Source organism: Buchnera aphidicola (Diuraphis noxia) (genome assembly GCF_001700895.1).
In the GTDB taxonomy this organism is placed as follows: Bacteria; Pseudomonadota; Gammaproteobacteria; order Enterobacterales; family Enterobacteriaceae; genus Buchnera; species Buchnera aphidicola_D.
In genome coordinates, this window is sequence record NZ_CP013259.1 from 462,044 (window position 1) to 487,597 (window position 25,554).

The 25,554-nt window shown below is 24.7% G+C and carries 20 protein-coding genes and 2 pseudogenes; 16 read left to right on the forward strand and 6 right to left on the reverse strand.

Annotated features, from left to right (window positions below):
* Window positions 1-14: 14 nt before the first annotated feature.
* The 3 genes and pseudogenes from cysI to mutS form a co-directional block, all read right to left on the reverse strand.
* A complete protein-coding gene (gene cysI, locus ATN01_RS02155) occupies window positions 15-1,727 on the reverse strand; it encodes an assimilatory sulfite reductase (NADPH) hemoprotein subunit (RefSeq protein ID WP_075433447.1) in 1,713 nt (570 codons plus the stop codon).
* Complete coding sequence (locus ATN01_RS02160) at window positions 1,727-3,529, reverse strand: assimilatory sulfite reductase (NADPH) flavoprotein subunit (protein WP_075433448.1); 1,803 nt, start codon at window positions 3,527-3,529, stop codon at window positions 1,727-1,729. Before ATN01_RS02160 ends, cysI begins: the two co-directional genes overlap by 1 nt.
* 170 nt (window positions 3,530-3,699) lie before the next feature.
* Window positions 3,700-6,079 (reverse strand): annotated as a pseudogene (gene mutS / locus ATN01_RS02165) (DNA mismatch repair protein MutS).
* A gap of 173 nt (window positions 6,080-6,252) precedes the next feature.
* Here mutS and ATN01_RS02170 point away from each other — a divergent pair.
* The 3 genes and pseudogenes from ATN01_RS02170 (at window position 6,253) to ATN01_RS03165 (ending at window position 7,804) form a co-directional block, all read left to right on the forward strand.
* Window positions 6,253-6,881: pseudogene (locus ATN01_RS02170) on the forward strand (DsbA family protein).
* Window positions 6,882-6,954: 73 nt separating this feature from the next.
* On the forward strand, window positions 6,955-7,467 hold the full coding sequence (locus ATN01_RS03160) for a 5'-3' exonuclease (protein ID WP_236854786.1): 513 nt from the start codon (window positions 6,955-6,957) through the stop codon (window positions 7,465-7,467).
* A gap of 52 nt (window positions 7,468-7,519) precedes the next feature.
* On the forward strand, window positions 7,520-7,804 hold the full coding sequence (locus tag ATN01_RS03165) for a 5'-3' exonuclease H3TH domain-containing protein (protein ID WP_236854841.1): 285 nt from the start codon (window positions 7,520-7,522) through the stop codon (window positions 7,802-7,804).
* On the opposite strand, the gene yihA is transcribed toward ATN01_RS03165, so the two are convergent.
* Window positions 7,775-8,440 carry a ribosome biogenesis GTP-binding protein YihA/YsxC gene (gene yihA, locus ATN01_RS02180; RefSeq protein WP_236854788.1) on the reverse strand — a complete coding sequence of 222 codons (666 nt, stop codon included), beginning with the start codon at window positions 8,438-8,440 and terminating at the stop codon, window positions 7,775-7,777. The genes ATN01_RS03165 and yihA overlap by 30 nt on opposite strands.
* A gap of 180 nt (window positions 8,441-8,620) precedes the next feature.
* On the opposite strand from yihA, the gene typA reads away from it, so the two are divergent.
* Window positions 8,621-10,441 carry a translational GTPase TypA gene (gene typA, locus ATN01_RS02185; RefSeq protein WP_075433450.1) on the forward strand — a complete coding sequence of 607 codons (1,821 nt, stop codon included), beginning with the start codon at window positions 8,621-8,623 and terminating at the stop codon, window positions 10,439-10,441.
* 97 nt (window positions 10,442-10,538) lie between these two features.
* On the opposite strand, the gene gmk is transcribed toward typA, so the two are convergent.
* Both gmk and ygfZ read right to left on the reverse strand, forming a co-directional pair.
* Window positions 10,539-11,162 (reverse strand): guanylate kinase, encoded by a 624-nt coding sequence (gene gmk / locus ATN01_RS02190; RefSeq protein WP_075433451.1) that lies wholly within the window; start codon window positions 11,160-11,162, stop codon window positions 10,539-10,541.
* A gap of 116 nt (window positions 11,163-11,278) precedes the next feature.
* Window positions 11,279-12,241 (reverse strand): tRNA-modifying protein YgfZ, encoded by a 963-nt coding sequence (gene ygfZ, locus ATN01_RS02195; RefSeq protein ID WP_075433452.1) that lies wholly within the window; start codon window positions 12,239-12,241, stop codon window positions 11,279-11,281.
* 202 nt (window positions 12,242-12,443) lie between these two features.
* Between ygfZ and prfB the strand changes: the two genes are divergently transcribed.
* The 12 genes from prfB to tusA all read left to right on the forward strand — a co-directional run bounded on the left by prfB (window position 12,444) and on the right by tusA (window position 25,507).
* Window positions 12,444-13,527 (forward strand): peptide chain release factor 2 gene (prfB, locus tag ATN01_RS02200; protein ID WP_236854790.1). Its coding sequence is split into 2 segments (ribosomal slippage): window positions 12,444-12,503 and window positions 12,505-13,527, totalling 1,083 coding nucleotides; the frame shifts between segments, so codons are not numbered across the junction.
* Window positions 13,528-13,536: 9 nt separating this feature from the next.
* Complete coding sequence (lysS, locus tag ATN01_RS02205) at window positions 13,537-15,039, forward strand: lysine--tRNA ligase (protein WP_075433454.1); 1,503 nt, start codon at window positions 13,537-13,539, stop codon at window positions 15,037-15,039.
* 68 nt (window positions 15,040-15,107) lie between these two features.
* Window positions 15,108-16,355, forward strand: a complete 1,248-nt coding sequence (lysA, locus tag ATN01_RS02210; protein ID WP_075433455.1) for a diaminopimelate decarboxylase — start codon at window positions 15,108-15,110, stop codon at window positions 16,353-16,355.
* Window positions 16,356-16,410: 55 nt separating this feature from the next.
* Window positions 16,411-17,289 (forward strand): prolipoprotein diacylglyceryl transferase, encoded by an 879-nt coding sequence (gene lgt / locus ATN01_RS02215; protein ID WP_075433456.1) that lies wholly within the window; start codon window positions 16,411-16,413, stop codon window positions 17,287-17,289.
* Entirely contained in the window at window positions 17,273-18,067 is a 795-nt protein-coding gene (gene thyA / locus ATN01_RS02220; protein ID WP_075433457.1) for a thymidylate synthase, read from the forward strand. Before lgt ends, thyA begins: the two co-directional genes overlap by 17 nt.
* Window positions 18,068-18,092: 25 nt before the next feature.
* Window positions 18,093-19,412, forward strand: a complete 1,320-nt coding sequence (gene miaB, locus ATN01_RS02225; RefSeq protein WP_075433458.1) for a tRNA (N6-isopentenyl adenosine(37)-C2)-methylthiotransferase MiaB — start codon at window positions 18,093-18,095, stop codon at window positions 19,410-19,412.
* A gap of 169 nt (window positions 19,413-19,581) precedes the next feature.
* Complete coding sequence (gene ybeY / locus ATN01_RS02230) at window positions 19,582-19,890, forward strand: rRNA maturation RNase YbeY (protein ID WP_236854844.1); 309 nt, start codon at window positions 19,582-19,584, stop codon at window positions 19,888-19,890.
* 91 nt (window positions 19,891-19,981) lie between these two features.
* Complete coding sequence (corC, locus tag ATN01_RS02235) at window positions 19,982-20,857, forward strand: CNNM family magnesium/cobalt transport protein CorC (RefSeq protein ID WP_075433459.1); 876 nt, start codon at window positions 19,982-19,984, stop codon at window positions 20,855-20,857.
* A 47-nt stretch (window positions 20,858-20,904) separates the two neighbouring features.
* On the forward strand, window positions 20,905-23,487 hold the full coding sequence (leuS, locus tag ATN01_RS02240; protein ID WP_075433460.1) for a leucine--tRNA ligase: 2,583 nt from the start codon (window positions 20,905-20,907) through the stop codon (window positions 23,485-23,487).
* Between the two features lie 37 nt (window positions 23,488-23,524).
* Entirely contained in the window at window positions 23,525-24,520 is a 996-nt protein-coding gene (gene holA, locus ATN01_RS02245) for a DNA polymerase III subunit delta (protein ID WP_075433461.1), read from the forward strand.
* A 37-nt stretch (window positions 24,521-24,557) separates the two neighbouring features.
* Entirely contained in the window at window positions 24,558-25,190 is a 633-nt protein-coding gene (nadD, locus tag ATN01_RS02250) for a nicotinate-nucleotide adenylyltransferase (protein ID WP_075433462.1), read from the forward strand.
* An 80-nt stretch (window positions 25,191-25,270) separates the two neighbouring features.
* Complete coding sequence (gene tusA, locus ATN01_RS02255) at window positions 25,271-25,507, forward strand: sulfurtransferase TusA (RefSeq protein ID WP_075433463.1); 237 nt, start codon at window positions 25,271-25,273, stop codon at window positions 25,505-25,507.
* The last annotated feature ends 47 nt before the right edge of the window (window positions 25,508-25,554 follow it).

A 25,554-nucleotide genomic window follows, 5' to 3' on the forward strand; every position in this document is an offset into this window, starting at 1 on the left:
ATATTTTCTCCACATTATTTCCAGAAATCAGCAATGGGATTAACAATTTTTTTTATAATATTATTTCGAATAACAAAATCTCCAAAATCTTCTTGATTTAATCTTTTTGAAGACCAATTTTGAATTAAATTTTCTAGATAAAAAAGTATTTCTTTTTCAGTAATATTTTCTTTATACATCTTTGGAATGCGATTGCCTATTTTATTACCGCCTATATATAAATTATATCGACCTTTTGATTTTCCTATCAAACCGATTTCAGATAATAAGGATCTTCCGCAACCATTTGGGCATCCAGAAATACGAAAAACTATTATTTCTTTTTGAACACCATATTTCAACATGATATCTTCTAATTTAGTAATAAAAAAAGAAAGAACTCTTTCAGCTTCAGCCATTGCTAAAGGACAAGTAGGAAATGAAACGCATGCCATGGAATGTAAACGCAAATTACTAATGTTCTTTATTAATCCATTTAATATAGCAATTTCTTGTATTGTATTTTTATTTTTTTCAGATATTTCTGAAATAATTATGTTTTGATTAGATGTTAATCTAAAATTACCATCATGTATTTTTGCTATTTTTGCCAATCCAGATTTTAATGATGCATTACCATTATCATCTATCCGTCCATTAGGAATGAACAAAGTTAAATTCCAATGATGATTTATATCTTTACTCCAACCAAATTTATCTCCTCTATTTGTGAAATTATAAAATCGAATTGGTTCAAAAATTACATTAGCTCTTTTTTCAACTTCTTTTTTAAAAACTTCTAAACTGAAATTATTAATCGTATATCTAGTTTTTGCATTATTACGATCAGTACGATTGCCCCAATCTCTCTGTGTTGTTACTATAGCTTTAGCAACGAGTAAAGTATTTTCTATCGAAATATAACCTAATTCTCTTGCAAGAGATGGCCATGTTTTTTTATTCCCATGAACAAAAGATAAACCTCCACCTATTAAAACATTAAAACCAATGATCTTTTTATTTTTGACAATTGCAACAAAATTCATATCATTAGCATATAAATCTACATCATTATTGGGTGGGATAACTACTGTCGTTTTAAATTTTCTTGGTAAATAAGTTTTACCTAAAATCGGTTCATTATCTGTCGTATACACTTTTTTTTGATTTAACCAAATTTCCGCATATGCTTTGGTATGGGGTAATAAAAATTCTGAAATTTTTTTTGCCCATTTATAAGCTTCTTTATGAACGATAGATTCCATTGGATTAGATGTACAAAGAACATTTCTATTTACATCATTTGCTGTCCCTAAAGAATCTAATTCTATATCATGTAACATTTTATGTGCATCTTTCAATTTCTTCTTTATAATGCCATGAAATTGAAAAGTTTGACGATTAGTTAATCTAATTGTACCGTACAATGTATATTTACTAGCAAAATGATCAATTTTTAACCATTTTTTTGCTTTAATAATACCACCTGGTAATCTACAACGTAACATCATAGCATAACGAGGTTCTAATTTCTGTTCATGGCGTTCTAAGCGTAAATCGCGATCATCTTGTTGATACATTCCATGAAATCGAATCAGTGAAAAGTTATCTCCAGTGAAACCATTGGTAATTTCATTTTTTAAATCATTAACAATTGTACCTCTAAGATAATTACTATTTTCTTTAACACGCTCTGCATCAGTAAGCGTTGTTTTCAATACTTTCTTTATTTTTTGATCATTATTCATTAATATACATCTCTTTTATAGCGTTTCTTGATACGTAAATTGTTTAAAAATTCATTAGCATCTTCAATATTCATATTACCATTTTTAGCAATGATATCTAATAATGCTAGTTCAACATCTTTAGCCATTTTTGAAGCATTTCCGCATACATATATTTGAGCACCATGTTCTATCCAAGACCAAACTTCGTTTCCATGTTCTTTTATTTTATCTTGTATGTATATTTTATTTTTTTGATCTTGTGACCAAGCTAAACTCATTTTAGTGAGTAAACCTTTTTTTATATATTCTTGCCACTCTATTTGATATAGAAAATCTTCTGTAAAGTGAGGATTTCCAAAAAATATCCAGTTTTTTCCTGTAGAACCATCGTTATCTCGTTGTTGCATAAAAGCACGAAAAGGCGCAATTCCTGTTCCTGACGCAATCATTATAATGGGTGTAGTTTTATCTATAGGTAAACGAAAATTATTATTAATTTCAATGAAAATTTTTATTTTATTATTTGATTTTAAAGATTGTGAAAGATAACCAGAGGCACCACCTAAATATATACAATTAGAAAAAATTTTTTGTACAACACCGACTGTAATATGAATTTCATCGTTTATTTCTGCTTGCGATGAAGCAATAGAATATAATCGAGGTCTTAAAGGACGTAAAAAACTAATAAGTTGATCAGAAGATATTTTTGATGGATTATCATATATCATACTAACTAAGGGTGTGTTAATAACATATTGATTTAATTTTATTTCATCAGAAACAATATTTTTTAAGAAATTATTTTTTGAAAAATCAGCATATTTTCTTACTATATTTTTTGTATTAACAGTCAATTCAAAACTATTCTTCAAAGCATCATAAATTGTAATAATATGCTCTTTAAGATTAATTTTTTCAGATTCATTGATAGACAGTGATTTTAATATTTTTTTTATTAAATTAGTATCGTTTTGATACCACACACCAAGTGCATCACCAGGAGTATAACTTATGTTTAAATCATTTATATCAATTTCAATATGACGTACATCTTTTTTAGAATATCGACCAGTTATTTTTTGATTTTTTGATATAGAAGCTATCGCAGGATTTGTTTTATTATAGAAAATAACAGAATTGACAAAATTATTTTTTTGACTAAAATTTTTAATAGAAAAGTTATTGATGATATTTTTTTCATTAATAATGGATAACAGTTTTTTAGACCATTTATTATAATCATTTTCATATTCAATATCAGCATCAAATCTATCTAATAAAGAGTTTGCGCCTAATTCTTTTAATCTTTTATCAAAATCTTTTCCTGCTTGGCAAAACAAATCATAAGATATATCTCCTAACCCAAAAATACTATAATACAAAAAATTTAATTTTGGTACTTGTGTTGACATTAAAAATTTGTAAAAAGATAACGCTTCTTCTGGAGGTTCACCTTCACCTTGAGTCGAAATAATTAAAATTAGTATTTTTTCATTTTTTATTTTTTTAAATTTATAATTTATAGCATCTATTAAACGATTTTTTATATTATTTTTTGTTAAATATTCATGAAGTCGTTGAGATAATAATTTTGCATTACCAGTTTGAGAAGCTGAAATAATAGTAATTATTGTATCTTTATTATTTTGATTTTCTTTCAAAGAAATAGAGTTAGAATCTTTATTTGCAATTTTCCAAAAATAACCTGATAACCATGCGCATTGAAGATCAGAACAAGTATCTTCTAACTGTTTTAAGAAATTTAATTGTTCTAATCCTAATGGAGCTAAAAGATCAAAAATTTTTTGATTTTTCATTATATTAAAAATCCAAATTTCATTATATGAAATAATTAATATTGTTGATAAAATGTAATTTATGAAAAATTAATTATTATTACATTTTTATAACGTTAAAAAAATTTTAATTAAAATATGATTGTAAGTGTAATTGTTATGAAGCAACATTTTAAAAAACTAAAGTTCTTCTAATTCCATGAATTTTCTTTTGCATTCTTGATAACAGAATCAGGTAATCCTGATATTGATGCTACCGATATACCGTAATTTTTCTTACAAATACCATGTTTAATTTGATATAAAAATGCTATGTGACCGTTACTATTAAAGGCAGTAAAACAAAAATGTTTCACAAAATTTTCACTTGAAGCTAATTTTGTCAATTCAATAAAATGAGTAGATAATAATGTGAAACACTTCGTGTGATTAATTAAATATTTAGAACATGACCAAGCCAATGCTAATCCTTCATTAGTTGAAGTTCCTCGGACCAACTCATCTATTAAAACTAAACTATTAGATGTTGCATTATAAAGAATATTAGATATTTCTGTCATTTCCATCATAAACGTTAAATATCCATTACTTAAATCATCAGCTGCACCAATTCTTGTGAAAATTTTATCAATAAGACCAATTAAAGCATATTCTGCAGGAACAAAACTACCTAACCAAGCCATTATTATAATAAGAGCAATTTGACGCATATAAGTACTTTTTCCACCCATATTAGGACCTGTTATAATAAGCATTTTTTGCTGTTTTGATAAAACTACAGAATTTTTTATAAATGGTGTGGTCAAGAAACATTCAACAACTGGATGTCGACTTTTTAATAAAGAAATATTATGTTTTTTAGTCATAATAGGACGTGTATAATTTAAAGACATGGAACGTTCAGAAGAATTTACTAATACATCTAACTCTGAAAAAGCTAACGCACTATTTTTTAAATCTTGTAAAAATGGTGCTAAATGGTCAAATATCTCTATATATATTTTTTTTCTAACAACAAAGATTCGTTTTCAGCATTCACAACTTTTTGTTCATATTCTTTTAATAATGGAATATTATAACATTCAGTATATTTTAATGTTTGTACTCTATTATAATTTTTCGGGATCAAATGAGTATGACGTTTATTTACTTGAATATAATATCGAATAATATTGTTATATTTTATTTTTAATGATTCAATCATTAGTATTTTTTTTCAAAATTATTAATATACTCTTTTGAATTTTTTTGATAGCTCGTAAAATATCTAATTGAACATTATATCCATCAGCTATAACATCTCCATCTCGAATAGATTTAGATGGATCTAGACGAATAGCTTTTTCTAATAAGAGCAAAATTTTTTCAAAATAACCAATATTAAGATCTATATCTTGAATATATTTCAATTTAATTTTTTTAATATTAAGTGAAAATTAGGTAAAATTCTTAATGTGGAACACATACGTGTAAAATCATAAGGCAACGCGTAAGTAAAGATAATCGAGAATAAATTCTTTCTAAATCATTGACTTTTCGCAGAATAGATTATAGTGCTTTATAAAAGATTGTAAAATCTTGACACTATCATGACGTTTTTGATCAAATTAAAATTTTTTAATGGAGAATTTAGCCAACGATATAACATTCAACTACCCATAGAAGTAGTAGTTTTATTTAATATCGAAAATAACGTGTTCTTATTTTCCCTTAAAAAATTTTGAGTGATTTCTAAATTTCTACGAGTACTTACGTTCATAAAAATATGGTCTTCTATATAATTATTTTTTAACATTCGAATATGAGGTATTGCATTCATATTCGTCAATTTAATATATCGAAGTAAACAACTAGCAGGACGTATTATAAAATCATTTTTTTCTATTCCAAATCCATTTAAACTATGCGTTTTAAACTGTAAATTTAATAATGTATATGAAGTTTCTAAATCAAATTCTGATAATGGACGTTTCTGAATACATCTTCTGCTTGAAATTAACAAAACATCTGAAAAATTTTCTGGATAAAGTATTTCTTTAGGGTTGGTGCGTTCAATTTCTGCAAGTAAAGAAGTTTGGTTAAAGTGCTTAGAAACACCAAAAAAACCTAAAGAAAGGTCTAAAATAGCATATCTAAATATATTTTTTTCTTTCCATATAGAAGATATAAAATTATCTTCATTGGCTTCAAGAAAAATTTCATCTGTTGTAGTTCCTGGAATAACTATACGAACTATCTTACGAGTAATTAAATTTTTTTAAAATGTTTATCTTTTATTTGATCACAAATTACAATAGATTCACCTAACTTAATAAGTTTTGATAAATAATGATTAGCTGTATGACATGGAATTCCAGCCATTGGTATAATTTTTTTATTTGAGTATCCTTTTTTTGTTAAAGTAATTTTTAATAATTGAGAAATACGTTTTGCATCTTCATAAAACAATTCATAAAAATCACCCATTTGATAAAAAGCAACGTTTCAGGATATTGTGATTTTAAAAGATAAATATTGTTTTATCATTGGTGTATGATATTCCAGATTAATATTTATATTTTTTTTGTTCATTATAGAAAATTCATTTTTTCATATTTATGTAAAATTTTTTTAACATATTTATAACATCAAAAAAATATATATATCAATAAAATTATAACGTGTTACAGTACATTTTTAAAATTATCCTTTACTTTAATAAATTTATAATATAAAAATAATAAACAATAAAATTCGGTGATAAAATGAAAACAATATTAATTTTTTTATATATTATTTTTTTATCTTTTAACGTTTCATCTGCAGAATTTATTAATAAAAAAGAATATAGTATAAAAAAAAAAGTATACACGATGTTCCTCATGTAATGGTTTTTTTTTCGTTTTTTTGTCCGTATTGTTATGAATTTGAAAAAACACATAACACAATGAAATTAATCAAAAAAAATATAAATAAAAATATAACATTTCATGCATATCATGTTAACTTATCAGGAGGAACGTTAAATTATATATTAACAAAATCTTGGATAATAGCAGAACAAATAGGTATTGAAGAAAAAATTATGATGCCAATTTTTAATGGCATTCAAAAAACTCATACCATTTATGATATCAATAGTATAAAAAAATTATTTAAAAAAAAAGCAGGGATTAATGAAAATACATTCGATAATTTTTGGAATAGTTTAACAATAGAAATATTACTTAAAAAATACAAGCAAGATATTAACAAATCTAAATTAAAACATGTACCAATACTCCTTGTTAACGGAAAATATATAGTTGATTATTTTAATATAGAAAAAATTTTTAAAGATAATTTTGCACAAAAATATATTAGATTAATTCAATTTTTAATTCAAAAAAAATAGATATTAAAATTTTTTTTAAATAAATTCAAAAAAATATTAACTTGAATATAGTAAATAATATAAAAGAGGAAACATGTCGCAAAAACAAGCACCCGTTATAATAATAGATGGAAATTTATATTTATATACCGCTTATTATGGATTTAATCATTTCAAAAACATAAAAGGAAAACCATATGGAGCTATATATGGAATGCTAAAAATGATAGATAACATTTTAAAAAAATATAATCATTCCAAAAAACTCATTATTATTTTTGATTCATTTAAAACAACATTTAGAAAAAAAATATTTAAAGAATATAAAAACAATAGATCCCCTATGCCAAATGCATTATATGTTCAAATTCAACCTTTACTTAAAATATTACAAGACATTGGCATTAAAATATTAAGTATTCCAGGAATAGAAGCAGATGATATTATTGGAAGTTTGGCATATAAATTAGAAAAAGAAGGAGATAAAGTATTAATTGCAAGCCATGACAAAGACATGTTGCAACTAGTCACAGAAAATATTAGTATTTTAAATAAAAAAAAAATATCTGATCACATCAGAAACAATAAAACACGAATATGGTATTAAACCTAAAGAATATATCGATTTTTTAGCGTTAATCGGAGATGCTTCAGATAATATCCCAGGTGTTCCTAAAATAGGCAAAAAAACTGCATTATTTTTAATCAAACAGTTTTCTAGCATTGAAAATATTTATTGTAATATTCAAAAAATACCACTTTTACCTTTTCGAAATGCTAAAAATGTTACAATCCAACTTAAAAATTATAAAAAATTAGCTTTTCTTTCATACAAACTAGTAAAAATCAAAATAGATATTCCTATTAATATAACGTCAAAAGATATGTTTTTAAACACATGTCATACTGAAAATTTATTCAAATTTTTTAATACTATTTTTTGAAAAAATTGAATTTTTTATTATGATATGTTTTTGATAAAATGTATTTAAATTTAATTTTAATTCTTTAATACCTATCTTTTTTAGAGATGAAAACAATTGAACTTGAAAAGATTTTTTTAATAATACATGTAGTTTTTTATATACTTTACATAATTGAATTCGTTGTTGATTTTTTTTAAATTTATCACATTTGTTTAATAACACTAAAACAAAAATTTTATTATATATTGCAATATTGATTATATCCTGATCAAGAACTTTAAAAGGATGTCGAATATCCATTAATAACACTAAACATTTGAGTTGTGTCCGCTTTTCTAAATAATTATATATCATTTTTTTTATTTTATTTTTCAAAAACAAGGGCACTTCAGAATAACCATATCCTGGAAGATCAACTATTCTAAAACCTGAAACTACCTCAAAAACATTAATTAATTGAGTTCTTCCAGGAATTTTACTGAAACGAGCTAATTTTTTTTGATTAGTTAATGAATTAATGACACTAGATTTTCCTGAATTAGAATAACCAAAAAATCCAATTTCAATACCATCTTGAATTTCTATATCATTAGTTTTCGAATAACTTTTTAAAAATTTTGTTTTATGATAGTTCAATAAATGCAAAATTTTCATCCTAATTATGAAATAATTAAAAATTATTAGTTTATAAACTATATTTATAAAATATTTTTTAGTTTAATATATAAATACTATTTCTGCAAACAATGAATCTTTTTTTGTAATTCTATCTAAAATTAGTCTAAAGTATATATTTTTGATGAAATACATGAAATCATATTTAAAGAGAAAAATATGCATAAAAATATAAGAAACATAGCTATTATAGCACATGTTGATCATGGAAAAACAACATTACTTGACCAATTATTACAACAATCAGGGACATTTCAGAAACATGAACAAAAAACTGAACGTATTATGGATTCTAATGATTTAGAAAAAGAAAGGGGTATCACAATATTATCTAAAAACACTTCTATAAAATGGAATAATTATAAAATTAATATAGTAGATACTCCTGGTCATTCTGATTTCGGTGGCGAAGTAGAACGCGTTATGTCTATGGTAGACTCAGTACTTTTAGTAGTAGATGCATTAGATGGACCAATGCCTCAAACAAGATTCGTAACTAAAAAAGCTTTTAAATATGGTTTAAATCCTATTGTAGTAATTAATAAAATAGATAGAGTAAACGCTCGTCCTGATTGGGTAGTAAATCAAATATTTGATCTTTTCGTGAATCTTGATGCTAACGATGAACAACTTGATTTTCCTATCCTTTATACTTCTGCAATCTTAGGTACTGCAGGGATAGATTATCTAAAAATGGAAAAAAATATGATTCCATTATATGAATCTATTATTAAATATGCTCCAGCTCCAAACGTTGATCCTAATCAAAAATTTCAAATGCAAATTTCACAACTTGATTATAATAATTATTTAGGAAGTATAGGAGTTGGACGTATTAAACAAGGTTCTGTAAAATCAAATGATCAAGTAATAATTATTGATAATTCTGGGAAAATACGTAATGGAAAAATCAATAAAGTCCTAAGTTACTTTGGATTAAAAAGAATTGAGATAGAAAAAGGAGTAGCTGGTGATATAATTGCGATTACAGGTCTTAATAAATTAAATATTTCTGATACAATTTGTCACCCAGAAAATTTCAAACCCTTACCCCCACTAAGTATAGATCAGCCAACAGTAAACATGTTATTCTCAGTAAATACATCGCCTTTTTCAGGAAAAGAAGGAAAATATGTTACATCTCGTCAAATATTAGAGCGATTAAAAAAGGAGACGATGCATAATGTTGCTTTACAAATGGAAGAAACAAAAGATTCAAATATTTTTTCTGTATCTGGACGTGGTGAATTACATTTATCTATATTAATTGAAAATATGCGTCGTGAAGGATTTGAATTAGAAGTCTCTCGTCCTAAAATAATTTTTCGTGAAATTAATGGAATTAAAAAAGAACCATTTGAAAATGTACTTTTAGATATTCAAGAAACACACCAGGGTAATATTATGAAATTTATAGGAGAAAGAAAAGGCGAATTAAAGAACATGAAGATAGATGAAAATAAAAGAGTACGTTTAGAATATGTTTTATCTAGTAGGGCACTAATTGGATTTCGTTCAGAATTTATGAGTATTACTTCTGGAACAGGATTATTTTATTCATCTTTTAATCATTACGATACTTATAAAAATAATAATATTGGACAAAGAAAAAATGGAGTTTTAATTGCTAATAATACCGGTATAGCTGTTGCTTTTTCTTTATTCAATTTACAAGAACGAGGAAAATTGTTTATTAGACATGGTGAAAAAATATATGAAGGACAGATAATAGGACTTCATAATCGTTCTAATGATTTAACAGTGAATTGTTTAACAGGTAAAAAATTAACTAATATGCGAGCTTCTGGAACTGATGAAGCCATAAATTTAACTACTACTACCGATTTTACACTTGAAGAAGCATTGGGATTTATAAACGATGATGAACTTGTAGAAGTAACACCACATTCTATAAGATTACGTAAACGATATTTAAAAGAAAATGAACGCAAAAAATTTCATCGTAATAAAAATATTTAGTTTCAATGAACATTTATAAAAATATAATTTTGCTAATTATATAATTCTATTTTTTCAATAGAATTATATAAAATATTTTTACAATTGTTTACAAAAATTAACGTTTTAATAAATTAGAAATTAAAATATTATATTTATGTTTTTGATGTAATAAACATAAATGTTCAGAAGAAATAATGGTGATTAAATCATTAATGGCTTTTTCAAAATCATCATTAATAATCAAATAATCATATTCTAAATAATGTTCCATTTCATCTACTGCTTGTTCCATTCTTTTAGCAATTACTATATCGCTATCTTGACCTCTGTTTCTTAATCTTTTATACAATATATCTTTAGATGGCGGTAACAAAAAAATACTTTTTGATTTAGGTATTTTATATCGAATTTGCTTTGCTCCTTGCCAATCAATATCAAGAAAAACATCAATTCCAGAATGCAACATGTCTTCAATAAATTCGCGAGAAGTTCCATAGTAATGATTAAAAACTTTTGCATATTCTAAAAAAGATTCTTGTTGAATCATAATTTTAAATTCTCTTTTAGAAATAAAATAATAATCTTTTCCATGCAATTCTCCAGGACGTATACTACGAGTAGTATGAGAAATAGATGCTTTAATATTGTTTAGAAATTGTGATTTTAATAATCCTTTAATTAAACTTGATTTCCCTGTTCCACTTGGTGCTGAAATAATAAAAAGAATGCCTAGAGACATGATATTTAAGCGATTAATTTCAATAAAAAAATAAAAATAAATGTCGTATGTTATTATACATGTGATTTTATTTCTATATAAAATACGTCTAAAAAAGATATATTTTTAAAAAATGATTATATAGTTGTCATAAAAAAAACATTTCTAAATCCACATATTCTAAATGAATTATTGACATTTACAGATTTATGCAATACTGTTTGTATTAATGTTTCTTCAGCATCAATATGAACTAGAGATAATAAAACACCTATCTTATACCATTTTTTTTCTAATTTAGTTTCAATAAAAGAACCAATCTCAGGGAAAATTTTTCCATTTCCTATTAAATAACATAAGTAACGTTTATTTAAATTTTTAAAAAATATTCGTGCGACTGTTTCCTGTCCATAATAACATCCTTTTTTAAAACTAATCGCTTTAAGCTGATCTAAATTAATAGCTTGAGGCGTAAACTTGATAGAACATTTTTTATCAATAATTGGAAAACCAGCTTCTATATCTAAAGCCAACCATTGTTTGCTATTATTGAAAAAAATTTTGTTAGTAATGCTTTTTTTAAAAAATAAAAAATCTGATACATTTAAAATTAGTAAAAACCGTTCTAATGGATCAGAAAACCATAGTATGGTCTTTCCGTTATCATAAATTATTGGTGAATTCACATCAGGTATATTTACAAAAAATTTTAATAAAAATAATCTTGCATTCAAACCTGTGATTCCTATTAAATAAATATTATTTAATTCATGAATTTTTACTTTTGAAAATATAGCATATTTTTGTAATTCTTTTATTTGTATTGTAGAAATACTTTTTCTTTGAATATAAGCATAACCTTGATCATAATGAAATAAACGCATCGTACTCCATACTTTACCATTAAAATTACAATGTGCACACAACATGTGATCATTTTTTCTTAAATCGTTCATGTCAATTGTAAATTGACTTTGAAGATATTTCTTTGCATCAAGACCTTCTATATAAACAAATGACCATTCTTCTAGTAATATCATAGTTAAAGATAAATGACGTGAAGGATACACTTGATTTTGTCGTAATATAAATGATGACATTTTTAAATTTTTTCCTTTTTTCTATACAAAATACTGAAAATATATTATACAAAATTAAAATAAAATAAATTTATTTAAAATAATATATATAATAGAAATATATAGTTTTTATACGCAAAAAAAACTATATATTAAAATTAGTTAAAAATTTTTTATCATTTTTATGATTAATTCACACGCTATAAAACATATTGGAAAAACAATGATTTCAAATCAAATTAATAATTTACAAAAAAGAATAAAAGATCTTAAGAGGTATCTTTGACTATGGTAAAAAAAACGCTCGTATTTTAGAAATTGACTTAGAATTATTATCACCTATAACATGGAAAAAACAAGAATCTATAAAAAAACTGAATAAAGAAAAATATTACTTAAAAACAATAATTGATAATATTAATGAAATAGAAACTGAGATTAACGAAATAATTGTTTTTTTAGAGTTAGGTATAGAAACAAAAGATAATCAATTAATTAAAGAGGTTTTTTTTAAAAGTCAAAAAATTGACAAAAAAATCCAAAAAATTGAGTTTTATCGTATGTTTGCAAAAGAAAATGATAACTGTAATTGTTACGTAGACATACAATCTGGATCAGGAGGAACAGATGCCCAAGATTGGGCTAAAATGTTACTTAGAATGTATTTAAAATGGTTGGATAAAAAGGGGTTTCAAACAGATATTGTTCATGAATCTTCTGGAGAAATAATAGGAATTAAATCTGCTACAATTAAAGTCTATGGAGAATATTCTTTTGGATGGTTAAGAACAGAAACAGGGATACATCGTTTAATTAGAAAAAGTCCTTTTGATTCCGGAAGAAGACGACATACCTCTTTTAGTTCAGTTTTTGTATATCCAGATATAGACGACAAAATTTATATAAATCTAAATTCATCTGAATTAAGAATAGATGTTTATAGATCTTCTGGAGCCGGTGGACAACATGTTAATCGCACAGAATCAGCTGTACGTGTTACTCATTTACCTACGAATGTTGTAACTCAATGTCAAAGCAATCGTTCTCAACATAAAAACAAAGAACAAGCAATCAAACAAATGAAATCCAAATTATATGAAATACAAAAAAGAGAAAAACAGAAAGAGAAAAAAGAATTAGAAAAAAACAAATCAAATATAACTTGGGGTAATCAAATACGTTCATACATATTAGATAATTCCAAAATAAAAGATCTTCGTACAGGTATAGAGACAAATAATATTCAATCAATATTAGATGGTGATTTAGATGAATTTATTGAACAAAGCTTAATAATGGGATTATAAGGAAGAAAAATGTTAGAAAAAAAAAACAATGTTTATAATCATGAGATACATATTAGAAAAGAAAAACTTATAAATATGAAAAACGCAGGATTTTCTTTTCCAAATAACTTTAAGATAAATACCAATCCAAAAAGAATACATCAAAAGTACGATCAAAAAAATGCTAATGAACTGAAAACACTAAAAATTAAAGTTTCTATTGCTGGTCGTATGACACGAAGACGAATTATGGGGAAAGCATCTTTTTTTACGTTACAGGACGTAAAAGGAAAAATACAAGTATATATAACAGAATCTAACATATCTCCTGAACACTACAATAAAAATTTTAAAAAATGGGATATTGGGGATATTTTAGGAGTAATAGGAACATTATTTAAAACCAAAACTGAAGAATTATCAGTTTATTGTAGTAACATACAAATACTTAATAAATCATTAAAACCTTTACCTGATAAATTTCATGGATTATCTAATCAAGAAACTCGGTATCGAAAACGTTATTTAGATTTAATTAGTAATAGTAAATTATATCATGTGTTTAAAAATCGTTCTAAAATTATTATGGAAATTAGAAATTTTATGAAAAAACATAATTTTTTAGAAGTAGAAACTCCAATGTTGCAAAATATTCCTGGAGGAGCTAACGCTCGTCCTTTTATTACTCATCATAACGAAATCAATACGCAAATGTATTTAAGAATAGCACCAGAATTATACTTAAAACAATTGATTATCGGTGGATTTGAACGAATTTTTGAACTTAACAAAAATTTTCGTAATGAGGGAGTATCTAGTCGACACAATCCAGAATTTACCATGATGGAAGCATACATGGCATATTCCGATTACACAGATATGATGAAATTTACAGAAAATCTTATTAATAGAATTATAAAATCAATTTTTAAAAATACTACAATCAAATTTAATAATTATTATGTTAATTTTAACAAACCATTTCATAAAATTACCATGAAAAATGCTATTCTTAAATTTAATTCTGAAATTCAATTATCTGATTTAAATAACTTAGATAATCTTAAAAAGATTGCTATATCAAAGAATATAAAAATAGAAAAAACATGGGAAATAGGTCAAATAGAAAATGAGATTTTTGAAAAAACTGTAGAAAAAAACTTAATTCAACCTACTTTTATAACTGAGTATCCAGTCGAAGTATCTCCATTAGCCAAACGTAATAATATTAACCACAATGTAACAGATAGATTTGAGCTTTTCATTGCTGGATATGAGATTAGTAATGGATTTTCAGAATTAAATGATGTAGAAGATCAAAAAAATAGATTTTTAAATCAAATTAAAAAAGAAAAACAAACAAATAATAAAGATGTTTTTTACGATAAAGATTATATAGACGCGTTAAAATACGGTTTACCACCAACATCTGGATTAGGAATTGGTATTGATCGTTTAGCTATGATATTAACTAATCAAAACAACATTCGTGATGTAATTTTTTTTCCAATATTACGTCAATTAAAAAAATAATATTGTAAATTAAAAAATAATTTTACGTATAAAAATGAATCTTTTTATAAGGCAAACAAGGAAATACAATGCCATATTGTTTAAATGATATAAAAAATAATTTTAATGAAGAAAAAATAAAAGATTTAATAAAACAATATCAACCACCTTTCTGGGTTTATGATGCTAATATTATTTATAAAAAAATAAAATTATTGCAAGAATTTGATGTAATTAGATTTGCTCAAAAATCTTGTTCAAATATTCATATATTACGCTTAATGAAAAACAAAAATGTCAAAGTAGACGCGGTTTCATTAGGTGAGATTCAACGAGCTTTATTATCCGGTTTTAAACATAATACAAATGATATAGTTTTTACTGCTGATATTTTAGATGACAAAACCTTGTCTCAAGTAGTAAATTTTAACATACCAGTTAATGCTGGTTCTTTAGATATGTTGGAACAATTAGGAAAAGCATCTTCTGGTCATAACGTTTGGTTGCGAATCAATCCAGGATTTGGATACGGACATAGTAAAAAAACAAATACTGGAGGAGAAAATAGCAAACATGGGATCTGGGATCCGTTACTAGCAATACCAATTATAAAAAAATATCAATTAAAATTAATAGGTTTACATATGCATATTGGATCAGGAGTAAATTATATTCATCTAAAAAAAGTGTGTAAATCGATGATAGAAAACGTAATCAAATTAAATCAAAAAATATCATCTATTTCTGCTGGTGGTGGTTTACCGATACCATATAAATTTAATGAAAAACCTATCAATATAAAAAAATATTTTATTTTATGGGATTTAGCTAGAAAAGAAATATCTAAATTTTTAGGCAAAAAAATTGAATTAGAAATCGAACCTGGAAGATTTTTAGTGGCTGAATCAGGTATTTTAATTTCGCAAGTATGGTCTGTAAAAAAAATGGGAAATAAAAATTTTGTTTTAGTAGATGTGGGATTTAATGATTTAATGAGACCAGCTATGTATGGTAGTTATCACCATATATCAGTAATTTCTGGAGATAATCGAAATATTGATGAAAAAAAAACAATAAAAACTGTCATTGCAGGACCTTTATGTGAATCAGGTGATATTTTTACGCAAAAAGAAGGAGGTACGATCCAAACTAGACTATTACCAATAATTAAAAAAGGAGATTATTTAATTTTTCATGATACAGGTGCTTACGGTGCTTCAATGTCATCCAATTACAATACTAGGCCCTTGATTCCTGAAATACTATTAAAAAACGATAATGTAATGCTTATTCGAAGAAGACAAAAAATAGAAGAAATTCTAAGTTTAGAAATATAATTTTTTTCAAAGAAAAAATAAAAAGAATTTTTAATAAAAAAGGGGTTGTGAAAAAATGTATATCAAATTTCCTAATTTGAATCCTATTATTTTTTCTATTGGTCCTATATCTGCCCATTGGTATGGGCTCATGTATTTTATTAGCCTTATTTTTGCTTTATGGTATGGTAAAAAAAAAATAATTAAAGACAAAAACATATGGTATGAAAAAAAAATAGAAACATTGATATATTCTGTTTTTTTAGGTTCTTGTATAGGAGGTAGAATAGGCTATTTTATTTTTTATAACTTTTCATATTTTTCTGAAAATATACTACGTTTTTTTTATATCTGGGAAGGCGGAATGTCGTTTCATGGAGGATTAATAGGAGCTATAATTACAATATTATATTTTTCTTTTAAATATCAAAAAAAAATGCTAGAAATATCTGATCTTATCACTCCTCTAGTACCTTTTGGGTTAGGTGCTGGAAGACTAGGAAATTTTATCAATAGTGAACTATGGGGTCGTGTATCACCCAATTTTTCATATGCAATGATTTTTCCTAATTCTCGATATCAAGATTTACAAACAATTGAAAAATATCCAAAACTAAAAAGTTTATTTGATCAATATGGAGGATTACCCCGTCATCCTTCACAATTATATGAATTTTTTTTAGAAGGTATCATTTTATTTTGTATAATTAATTTTTTTACTAAAAAAAATAGACCTACAGGTAGTGTTAGCGGTTTATTTTTAATTTTTTATGGAATATTTAGAATTATTATAGAATTTTTTCGAGAACCAGATCCTCAAATAGGATTATTCAAAAATTTAATGACTATGGGTCAAATTTTATCTATTCCGATGATTTTTCTAGGATTGATTATTATATTGCAAGCTTTTTATAAAAGAAATTGGATTATGGAAAACAATGAAACAATATCTTAAATTAATAAAAAAAATCATTAAAAGTGGAAATCAAAAAGAAGATCGTACAGGAACAGGAACTTTGTCTATTTTCGGTTATAATATGAGATTTAATTTAAAAAAAGGTTTTCCACTAATCACAACAAAAAAATGTCATATTCCATCTATTATTCACGAACTTTTATGGTTTTTAAATGGTGATACTAATATTAAGTATTTAAATGAAAATAAAATATCTATTTGGGATCATTGGGCAGATAAATTTGGAAACGTTGGTCCTATTTATGGTCAACAATGGAGAAATTGGAATACACTAGAAAATAAAAAAATTGATCAGATCAAAAATATATTAATTAAATTAAAAAAAGACCCTAATTCTCGTAGAATTTTAGTATCTAGTTGGAATGTTGGCGAAATAGATCAAATGGGATTACCTCCTTGCCATGTTCTTTTTCAGTTCTATGTGTTCAAAAAAACACTAAGCTGTCAACTATATCAACGTTCATGTGATGTATTTCTTGGATTACCTTTTAATATAGCTAGTTATTCCTTGCTTATACATATGATAGCACAACAATGTGACTTAAAAGTAGGAGAATTTTTATGGACAGGAGGCGATGTTCATTTATATCAAAATCACATTGAGCAAGCAAAAACACAAATAAAAAGAACTCCTTTAACACTTCCAAAACTAGTAATAATGAATAAACCACCATCATTGTTTCAATACTCTTTTCAAGATTTTAAAATTATTGGATATAATCCTTATGCTTCTATTAAAGCAAAAATATCTATATAAACATTAAATAGGCTTTTTTAAAAATATGAAATATATATATATAAAAACTTGGGGCTGTCAAATGAATGAATATGATTCATCCATGATAGCTAGTTTACTTGAAAACAATAATGAATATTTAATCACTGAAAATGTAGAAAAAGCTGATATTTTAATATTAAATACTTGTTCTATAAGAGAAAAAGCGCAAGAAAAAGTTTTTCATCAATTGGGAAGATGGAGAAAATTAAAAAATAATAATCCTAAAATTATTATTGCTGTAGGAGGTTGCGTCGCAACCCAAGAAGGCAAAGAAATATTCAAAAGAGCAAGTTATGTAGATATTATATTTGGAACCCAAACTTTACATAAGTTACCAAATATGATTTCTGAAGTACAAGAAAATAAAAAATCTACTATAGATATCAGCTTTCCTAAATTAGAAAAATTTAATTATTTGTTAAAACCTAAAAAAACAGGATCTACGAGTTTTATTTCTATAATGGAAGGATGTAATAAATATTGTTCATTTTGTGTTGTACCATATACTAGAGGAGACGAAATTAGTCGACCATGTGATGATATTTTGTTTGAAATATCCAATCTAGCAGAAAATGGTGTTAGGGAGATTAATTTATTAGGACAAAATGTTAACGCTTATCAAGGTCGAACTTTTAATAACAAAATTTGCTATTTTTCAGAATTAATAAGATTAGTTGCAGAAATAGAAGGCATTGATAGAATCCGTTTCACAACTAGTAATCCACTTGAATTTACTGATGATATTATTGAAGTATATCGTGATACACCAAAATTAGTAAGTTTTCTTCATCTTCCAGTACAAAGTGGTTCTAATAAAATACTTAATTTAATGAAACGATCATACACAACAGAAGATTATGAATCTATTATTAATAAATTAATTTCTGTTAGACCTAATATTCAAATTAGTTCTGATTTTATTGTAGGTTTTCCAGGAGAATCCGAAACAGATTTTCAAGAAACTATAACATTTATAAAAAAAATTAATTTTGATATGAGTTTTAGTTTTATATATTCTAATCGACCTGGTACACCTGCATCCAAAATGAAAGATAACGTTGATTTAAAAGAAAAGAAGAAACGTTTATATTTTTTACAACACCTTATTAATATGCAAACAATGATGTGGAGCAGAAAAATGTTTAATAGCACACAATCAGTTTTAGTAGAAGGAATTTCTAATAAAAACATCATGGAATTATATGGTCGTACAGAAAACAATAGAATCGTAACTTTTACTGGAAAATATAATATGATTGGGAAATTTATCAAGTTAAAAATCAAAAAAATACATACACATTCGTTAAAAGGTGAATTAATTTAATAACAACTAAATAAAAAAATATGAATAAAATAATTATAAATCTTCAAGTGTGTTGTAAGAAAAATGGGTTTATACCCAAAAAAATAGATTTTAAAAAATGGTTAAAAAAAATATTTCTTAAAAAAAAAATATTAATATAATTACAATACGTATTGTTGATGAATGGGAAATAAAATATTTAAATTTTACCTATCGAGGACAAAACACAGCAACAAATGTTTTATCTTTTCCTGTCAATCAATTTATTAAAACCAATTATAAATTGTTAGGAGATTTAGTTCTATGCAAACATATCATAGAATACGAATCTTTAAAATATAAAAAAATACTAGAATCTCGATGGGCTCACATGACAATACATGGAACTTTGCATTTATTAGGACACGATCATAAAAAAGAACGAGAAGCATACATTATGGAAAAAATAGAAAATAAAATTATGCTATCTTTAAATTATGAAGAACCATACTTCTTTTAAATTATCTATTTCTATATAAAAATATTTTAACTTAAGTTATTCTACCATAGAATAACACAATATATTTTAAAAATAAAAAATACAAAACATTATGAGCGACAACCATTCACGAAACTACGATAAAATAAATAGAAAAGGATTTTTTTCTATTTTGTTAAATCAAATTTTTCATGATGAACCTAAAAATCGAGAAGAACTACTAGTATTAATTCGAGATGCAGAACAAAATGAACTTATCGATCAAAATACTTGTGATATGTTAGAAGGAGTAATGCATATTGCAAAAAAAAGAATTAAAGAAATCATGATTCCAAGAACACAAATGATAACATTAAAATTAAATTATGATTTAAATAAATGTCTCGATGTAATTATTGAATCAGCACATTCACGTTTTCCAGTAATGAATGCAGATAAAAATTACGTTGAAGGTGTTTTAATTGCAAAAGATTTATTACCTTTTATGAGAATGAATAATAATATTTTTTGCATAAAAAATATACTAAGATCAGCAGTTGTAGTTCCAGAAAGTAAATATGTAGACGAAATGTTAAGAGAATTTCGTTCAAAAAAAAATCATATGGCAATTGTAATAGATGAATTCGGTGCTGTTTCAGGTCTAGTTACTATAGAAGATGTATTAGAATTAATTGTTGGTGAAATTGAAGATGAATATGACAAAGAAACACTAAATATCAGAAAACTACAAAAATGTACATTTTCTATTAGAGCACTTACAGAAATCAAAGAATTCAATGAAACTTTTAATACTAATTTTCAAGATGAAGAAGTCGATACTATTGGTGGATTAGTGATGAAAAAATTTGGTCATTTACCTAGTAGAGGAGAAATCTTAAATATTGGTGATTATTCTTTTAAAGTTTCTATAGTAGACAGCAGAAAAATTATACAATTACATGTAACAGTTCCAAAAAACAACACGCCAGTTTTATTAGAAATAAAATAATATTACTTTTTATAGAGTAAAATTTGATTTTTTATAAAGAGACAACTATGGAAAAAAAATATTCACCAAAAAAAATAGAATTTTACGTACAAAAACATTGGAAAGAAAAAAAAACTTTTGAAGTATTAGAAGACGCTAAAAAAGAAAAATATTATTGCCTCCCGATGCTTCCTTATCCTTCGGGAAAATTACATATGGGACATGTTAGAAACTATACAATTAGTGATGTTATTGCGCGATATCAAAGAATGTTAGGAAAAAATGTTTTACAGCCAATGGGATGGGATGCTTTTGGCTTACCTGCTGAAGAAGCTTCCATAAAAAATAATACTATACCGGAACATTGGACAAAAAAAAATATAAAATACATGAAAAAACAACTTCAATCATTAGGTTTTAGTTATGATTGGAGTAGAGAAATTACTACGTGTAAACCAGAATATTATCAATGGGAACAATGGTTTTTTACTCTGTTATATGAAAAAAAATTAGTTTATAAAAAAAATAGTTTCGTCAATTGGTGTTCATATGACAAGACTGTTTTAGCTAATGAACAAGTTATTGATGGCTGTTGTTGGCGTTGCCAAGGGAAAATTACAATAAAAAAAATTCCTCAATGGTTTTTAAAAATTAGAAAATATGCTGAATCATTGTATCAAGATTTAAATACATTGAAAAACTGGCCTGAAAAAATAAAAAACATGCAACGTAATTGGATAGGAAGAACAAAAGGATTTGAAATTACCTTAGATATTTTTAACTATAAGAAACAATTACAATCATTTACAAATAGATTAGATCTCATCATGGGTGTTACATATATTTCGATATCTTTTTGTCATGAATTGTCTATATATCTAGCTAAAAAAAATAAAATAATTCAAGATTTTATAAAAAAACACGAAAATATTTCACCTAGAGAAATAGAAAAGTTCCAGTATGCAGGAATCAATACAAATATTTTTGCTATTCATCCTTTGACAAAAGAAAAAATACCTATTTGGATTACAAATTTTACAATGAGGGAATATGGAATAAATTCTATGCTATCTATTCCTGCTCATAATAAGTATCATTGGAATTTTGCAATTGCACATAATTTAAAAATAAAATATGTAATTTTGAATGCTAAAAATGCTAAACATTACCCATCTACGTCATTTTTAGATACAAAAGGAATACTATTTAATTCACAGGAATTTAATGGTTTGAATTTCAAAGATAGTACAAAAATAATAAAAAATATATTGATTCAGAAAAAAATATTAGTAAAAAAAATTCATTATAAGTTACAAGATTGGTGTATATCGCGACAAAGATATTGGGGAGCTCCTATTCCGATAGCAAAATTAAAAAACGGAAAAATAGTTTTAATACCTAAAAACGAACTACCAGTTGTATTACCAAAAATTAAAAACAGTGCTACTAATATTTTAAGAAATCCTATTAGTCCTGATTCTAAATGGGCTAAAATTTTTATTAATAATCAAGAAGCTATTAGAGAAACAGATACTTTTGATACATTTATGGAATCATCTTGGTATTATGCAAGATATACTTGTCCACATTTTAAACTAGGAATGATTGATTCAGTAGCATCTAAATATTGGTTACCTGTTGATCAATATATTGGAGGAGTAGAGCATGCAACAATGCATCTAATATATTTTAGATTTTATCATAAATTATTACGTGATTTTAAATTAGTTGATTTTGATGAACCTGTAGATAACTTATTATGTCAAGGAATGGTGCTTGCTGATGCTTTTTATGATATTGGAAACAATTCAGAACGTAATTGGCTGCCTTTATCATCACTTTTAATTGAGCGCAATTCAAAAGGCCAAATTATTAAATCATATACTAAAAAAGGGAAAGAAGTAACTTATGCGGGTATGATAAAAATGTCCAAATCTAAAAACAATGGAATTGAACCAGAAATAACAATAAAACATTACGGAGCTGATACCATTCGTTTATTTATTATGTTTGCTGCTCCTATAGAATCTTCTTTAGAATGGAACGAATCTGGTGTTCAAGGAACACATCGTTTTTTAAAAAAACTGTGGTTGTTAATCTTCAATTACATTCATGTAACAAAAAATAATATTAATATAAATACTTCTTTTCGAGAAAATCAAACCAATGAATTACAATATCAATTACACAAAACCATAGCTAAAGTATCAGATGATATCGGTCGTCGAAAATCATTTAATACAGCTATCTCTACAATAATGAAATTAGTAAATAAATTAGAAAATATTGTAACAAAAACACAACAAGATCAATTTATTATAAGAGAATGTTTAATTTGTATAATTAAAATGCTATATCCTTTTACACCTCATTTTTGTTTCATGGTTTGGAAACATCTAAATCAAAAAACATCCATTGATGAAGAGACATGGCCAATTTTTGATAAAAAAATATTGTTAAAAGAATATAATGTTATTGTCATTCAAATTAACGGAAAAAAACGCTGTATCATAAAAGTATCTAATCAGATTAGCGAAAAAGAAATTTTCTTACATGCAAAAAAACAAAATGTTATTAAAAAATATTTAAAATTTGCTACCATAAAAAAAATAATACATATTCCAAACAAAATTATAAACTTTGTAATATAAAGAATAACTTACTACAAAAAAAGATACACCGATTAATATGAATATCATACATCTCGATAAATTTCAGCAACATTTAAACAATAAATTAAATTCTTGTTATATATTTCTAGGAGAAGATCTTTTCTTATTAAATAAAAATCAAAACTTACTTTTAAAATTTGCTAATCAAAATGGATTTACTGAAATTTTTACAGTTAATATAGAAAACAATCAAGATTGGGAAAAAATTTTAAATTTTTGTAATAAAAGAAATTTATTTTTAAAAAAAACAACTTTAATTATTAATTTCTCTATTACGTATCTAAATAAAAAAATAATAAAAAGTATTAATGAAATTAATTCTTTATTCTGTTCAGATATTTTATTTTTATTAAAATTCAATCACTTATCTCATTTATTTAAAAACAATCAATCTTTAAATATAATAAAAAACTATGGAAATATGATTTCTTGTTGTACACCATATAATTTAGACTTTATAAATTGGATCAAATACGAAATTAATAAAAAAAATATAAAAATAGAAGAAAAAGCTTTTTTTTTATTATGCAAATATTATGAAGGAAATACTTCATTTATAAACGACGTGTTAGATTTTTTATTTAAGACATGCCCAAATATTTCTATTACTATAGAAAATATGAAAAAAATTATTACAGAGTTTTTTAATTTTCTTCCATTACATTGGATTAATGCTATACTCCAAAATAATAAAGAAAAAGCAATATATATTTTACATACGTTTTATCAAAAGAAATATAATCCTCTTATTTTAATACGAATTTTACAAAAAGATTTACTGATACTTATTTATGCAAAACATGAAAAAATAATTAACATTAATATGTTATTAAAAAAACATAATGTTTGGAATACAAGATATAAATTTTTTAAACAAGCTATTGAAAATATTAATTATCAAAACTGTTTGCAAGCAATCAAAATTCTTTTAAAAATAGAAATAAATATTAAACAAAAATACAGTAAATCTGTGTGGATTCAATTATATGAATTAACTTTAACATTATGTTGAAAAAAATTTATATCAGTTAACCCAAAAAATACAAAAAATGAAAAAATTATATGCAATATTTGGTGGAAATTTTGATCCTATTCATTATGGTCATATTCATCTATCTAAACAATTATTAAAAGAACTATCTCTTAAAAAAATAATATTTTTACCAAATGAAAATCCTCCTCATAAAAAAAAAACTAAAACGTCTATTGTAGATAGATTAAAAATGATTAAATTAGCTATTAATAACCACCCGTTTTTTCAAATTAGTTATTTAGAAACAAACACTAAAAAATTTTTTTATACTGTAGATACATTAAAAAAAATTAGAACAAAAATAGGCTTCTTAGATTCTTTATGTTTTATTATAGGAGAAGATAATTTAGAAAATTTACATCTTTGGAAAAATTGGAAAGAAATATTATTATATTCACATTTATTAATTTATCCTAGAACACACATTAAAACAAACCTTAAAATAAAACATTGGATTAATTCACATCGAGTCACAGATTGTAGTTTACTTCATAAAAAATCATTTGGACTAATTTTCTGTTCAAATATGAATACTATTAATATTTCTTCTAGTGAAATTAGAGATAATTATTTAAAAGGAAAAAATCCTCATAAACTATTGCCGCCTATTGTACATCAATATATCTTATCAAAAAAATTATATGTTTAAAAAAAATCATTTTTTATTAAAAATTTTTATTATTTAATAAATCTTATATTAATTAAAAAACAATTTATAGTAAAAACATAATGAAAAAAAAATATAATATCACATTAAATTTAATCGGATTAAGATGTCCAGAACCAATTATGATTATAAGAAAAACACTTCGTAACATGAAAAAAAATGAAAAAATATTAGTTTTATCAGATGATCCTTCTACAAAAAGAGATATTCCTAATTTTTGTTATTTTATGCAACATGTTTTATTAGAAAATAAAATTGACAATAAACCTTATTACTATTTATTAAAAAAGGGAGTATAAAAACTTTAATATATACACTTAAATTTTAATATATTTAAATATATTAA

What these genes read in the sequence shown, in the direction of transcription:
- lysA (WP_075433455.1), top strand. Translation starts at nt 15,108, where the DNA reads ATGCCATATTGTTTAAATGATATAAAAAATAATTTTAATGAAGAAAAA.
- ATN01_RS02160 (WP_075433448.1), bottom strand. Translation starts at nt 3,529, where the DNA reads ATGAAAAATCAAAAAATTTTTGATCTTTTAGCTCCATTAGGATTAGAA.
- leuS (WP_075433460.1), top strand. Translation starts at nt 20,905, where the DNA reads ATGGAAAAAAAATATTCACCAAAAAAAATAGAATTTTACGTACAAAAA.
- holA (WP_075433461.1), top strand. Translation starts at nt 23,525, where the DNA reads ATGAATATCATACATCTCGATAAATTTCAGCAACATTTAAACAATAAA.
- ygfZ (WP_075433452.1), bottom strand. Translation starts at nt 12,241, where the DNA reads ATGTCATCATTTATATTACGACAAAATCAAGTGTATCCTTCACGTCAT.
- cysI (WP_075433447.1), bottom strand. Translation starts at nt 1,727, where the DNA reads ATGAATAATGATCAAAAAATAAAGAAAGTATTGAAAACAACGCTTACT.
- nadD (WP_075433462.1), top strand. Translation starts at nt 24,558, where the DNA reads ATGAAAAAATTATATGCAATATTTGGTGGAAATTTTGATCCTATTCAT.
- typA (WP_075433450.1), top strand. Translation starts at nt 8,621, where the DNA reads ATGCATAAAAATATAAGAAACATAGCTATTATAGCACATGTTGATCAT.
- gmk (WP_075433451.1), bottom strand. Translation starts at nt 11,162, where the DNA reads ATGTCTCTAGGCATTCTTTTTATTATTTCAGCACCAAGTGGAACAGGG.
- miaB (WP_075433458.1), top strand. Translation starts at nt 18,093, where the DNA reads ATGAAATATATATATATAAAAACTTGGGGCTGTCAAATGAATGAATAT.
- ATN01_RS03160 (WP_236854786.1), top strand. Translation starts at nt 6,955, where the DNA reads ATGTCGCAAAAACAAGCACCCGTTATAATAATAGATGGAAATTTATAT.
- corC (WP_075433459.1), top strand. Translation starts at nt 19,982, where the DNA reads ATGAGCGACAACCATTCACGAAACTACGATAAAATAAATAGAAAAGGA.
- yihA (WP_236854788.1), bottom strand. Translation starts at nt 8,440, where the DNA reads ATGAAAATTTTGCATTTATTGAACTATCATAAAACAAAATTTTTAAAA.
- tusA (WP_075433463.1), top strand. Translation starts at nt 25,271, where the DNA reads ATGAAAAAAAAATATAATATCACATTAAATTTAATCGGATTAAGATGT.
- lysS (WP_075433454.1), top strand. Translation starts at nt 13,537, where the DNA reads ATGTTAGAAAAAAAAAACAATGTTTATAATCATGAGATACATATTAGA.
- lgt (WP_075433456.1), top strand. Translation starts at nt 16,411, where the DNA reads ATGTATATCAAATTTCCTAATTTGAATCCTATTATTTTTTCTATTGGT.
- thyA (WP_075433457.1), top strand. Translation starts at nt 17,273, where the DNA reads ATGAAACAATATCTTAAATTAATAAAAAAAATCATTAAAAGTGGAAAT.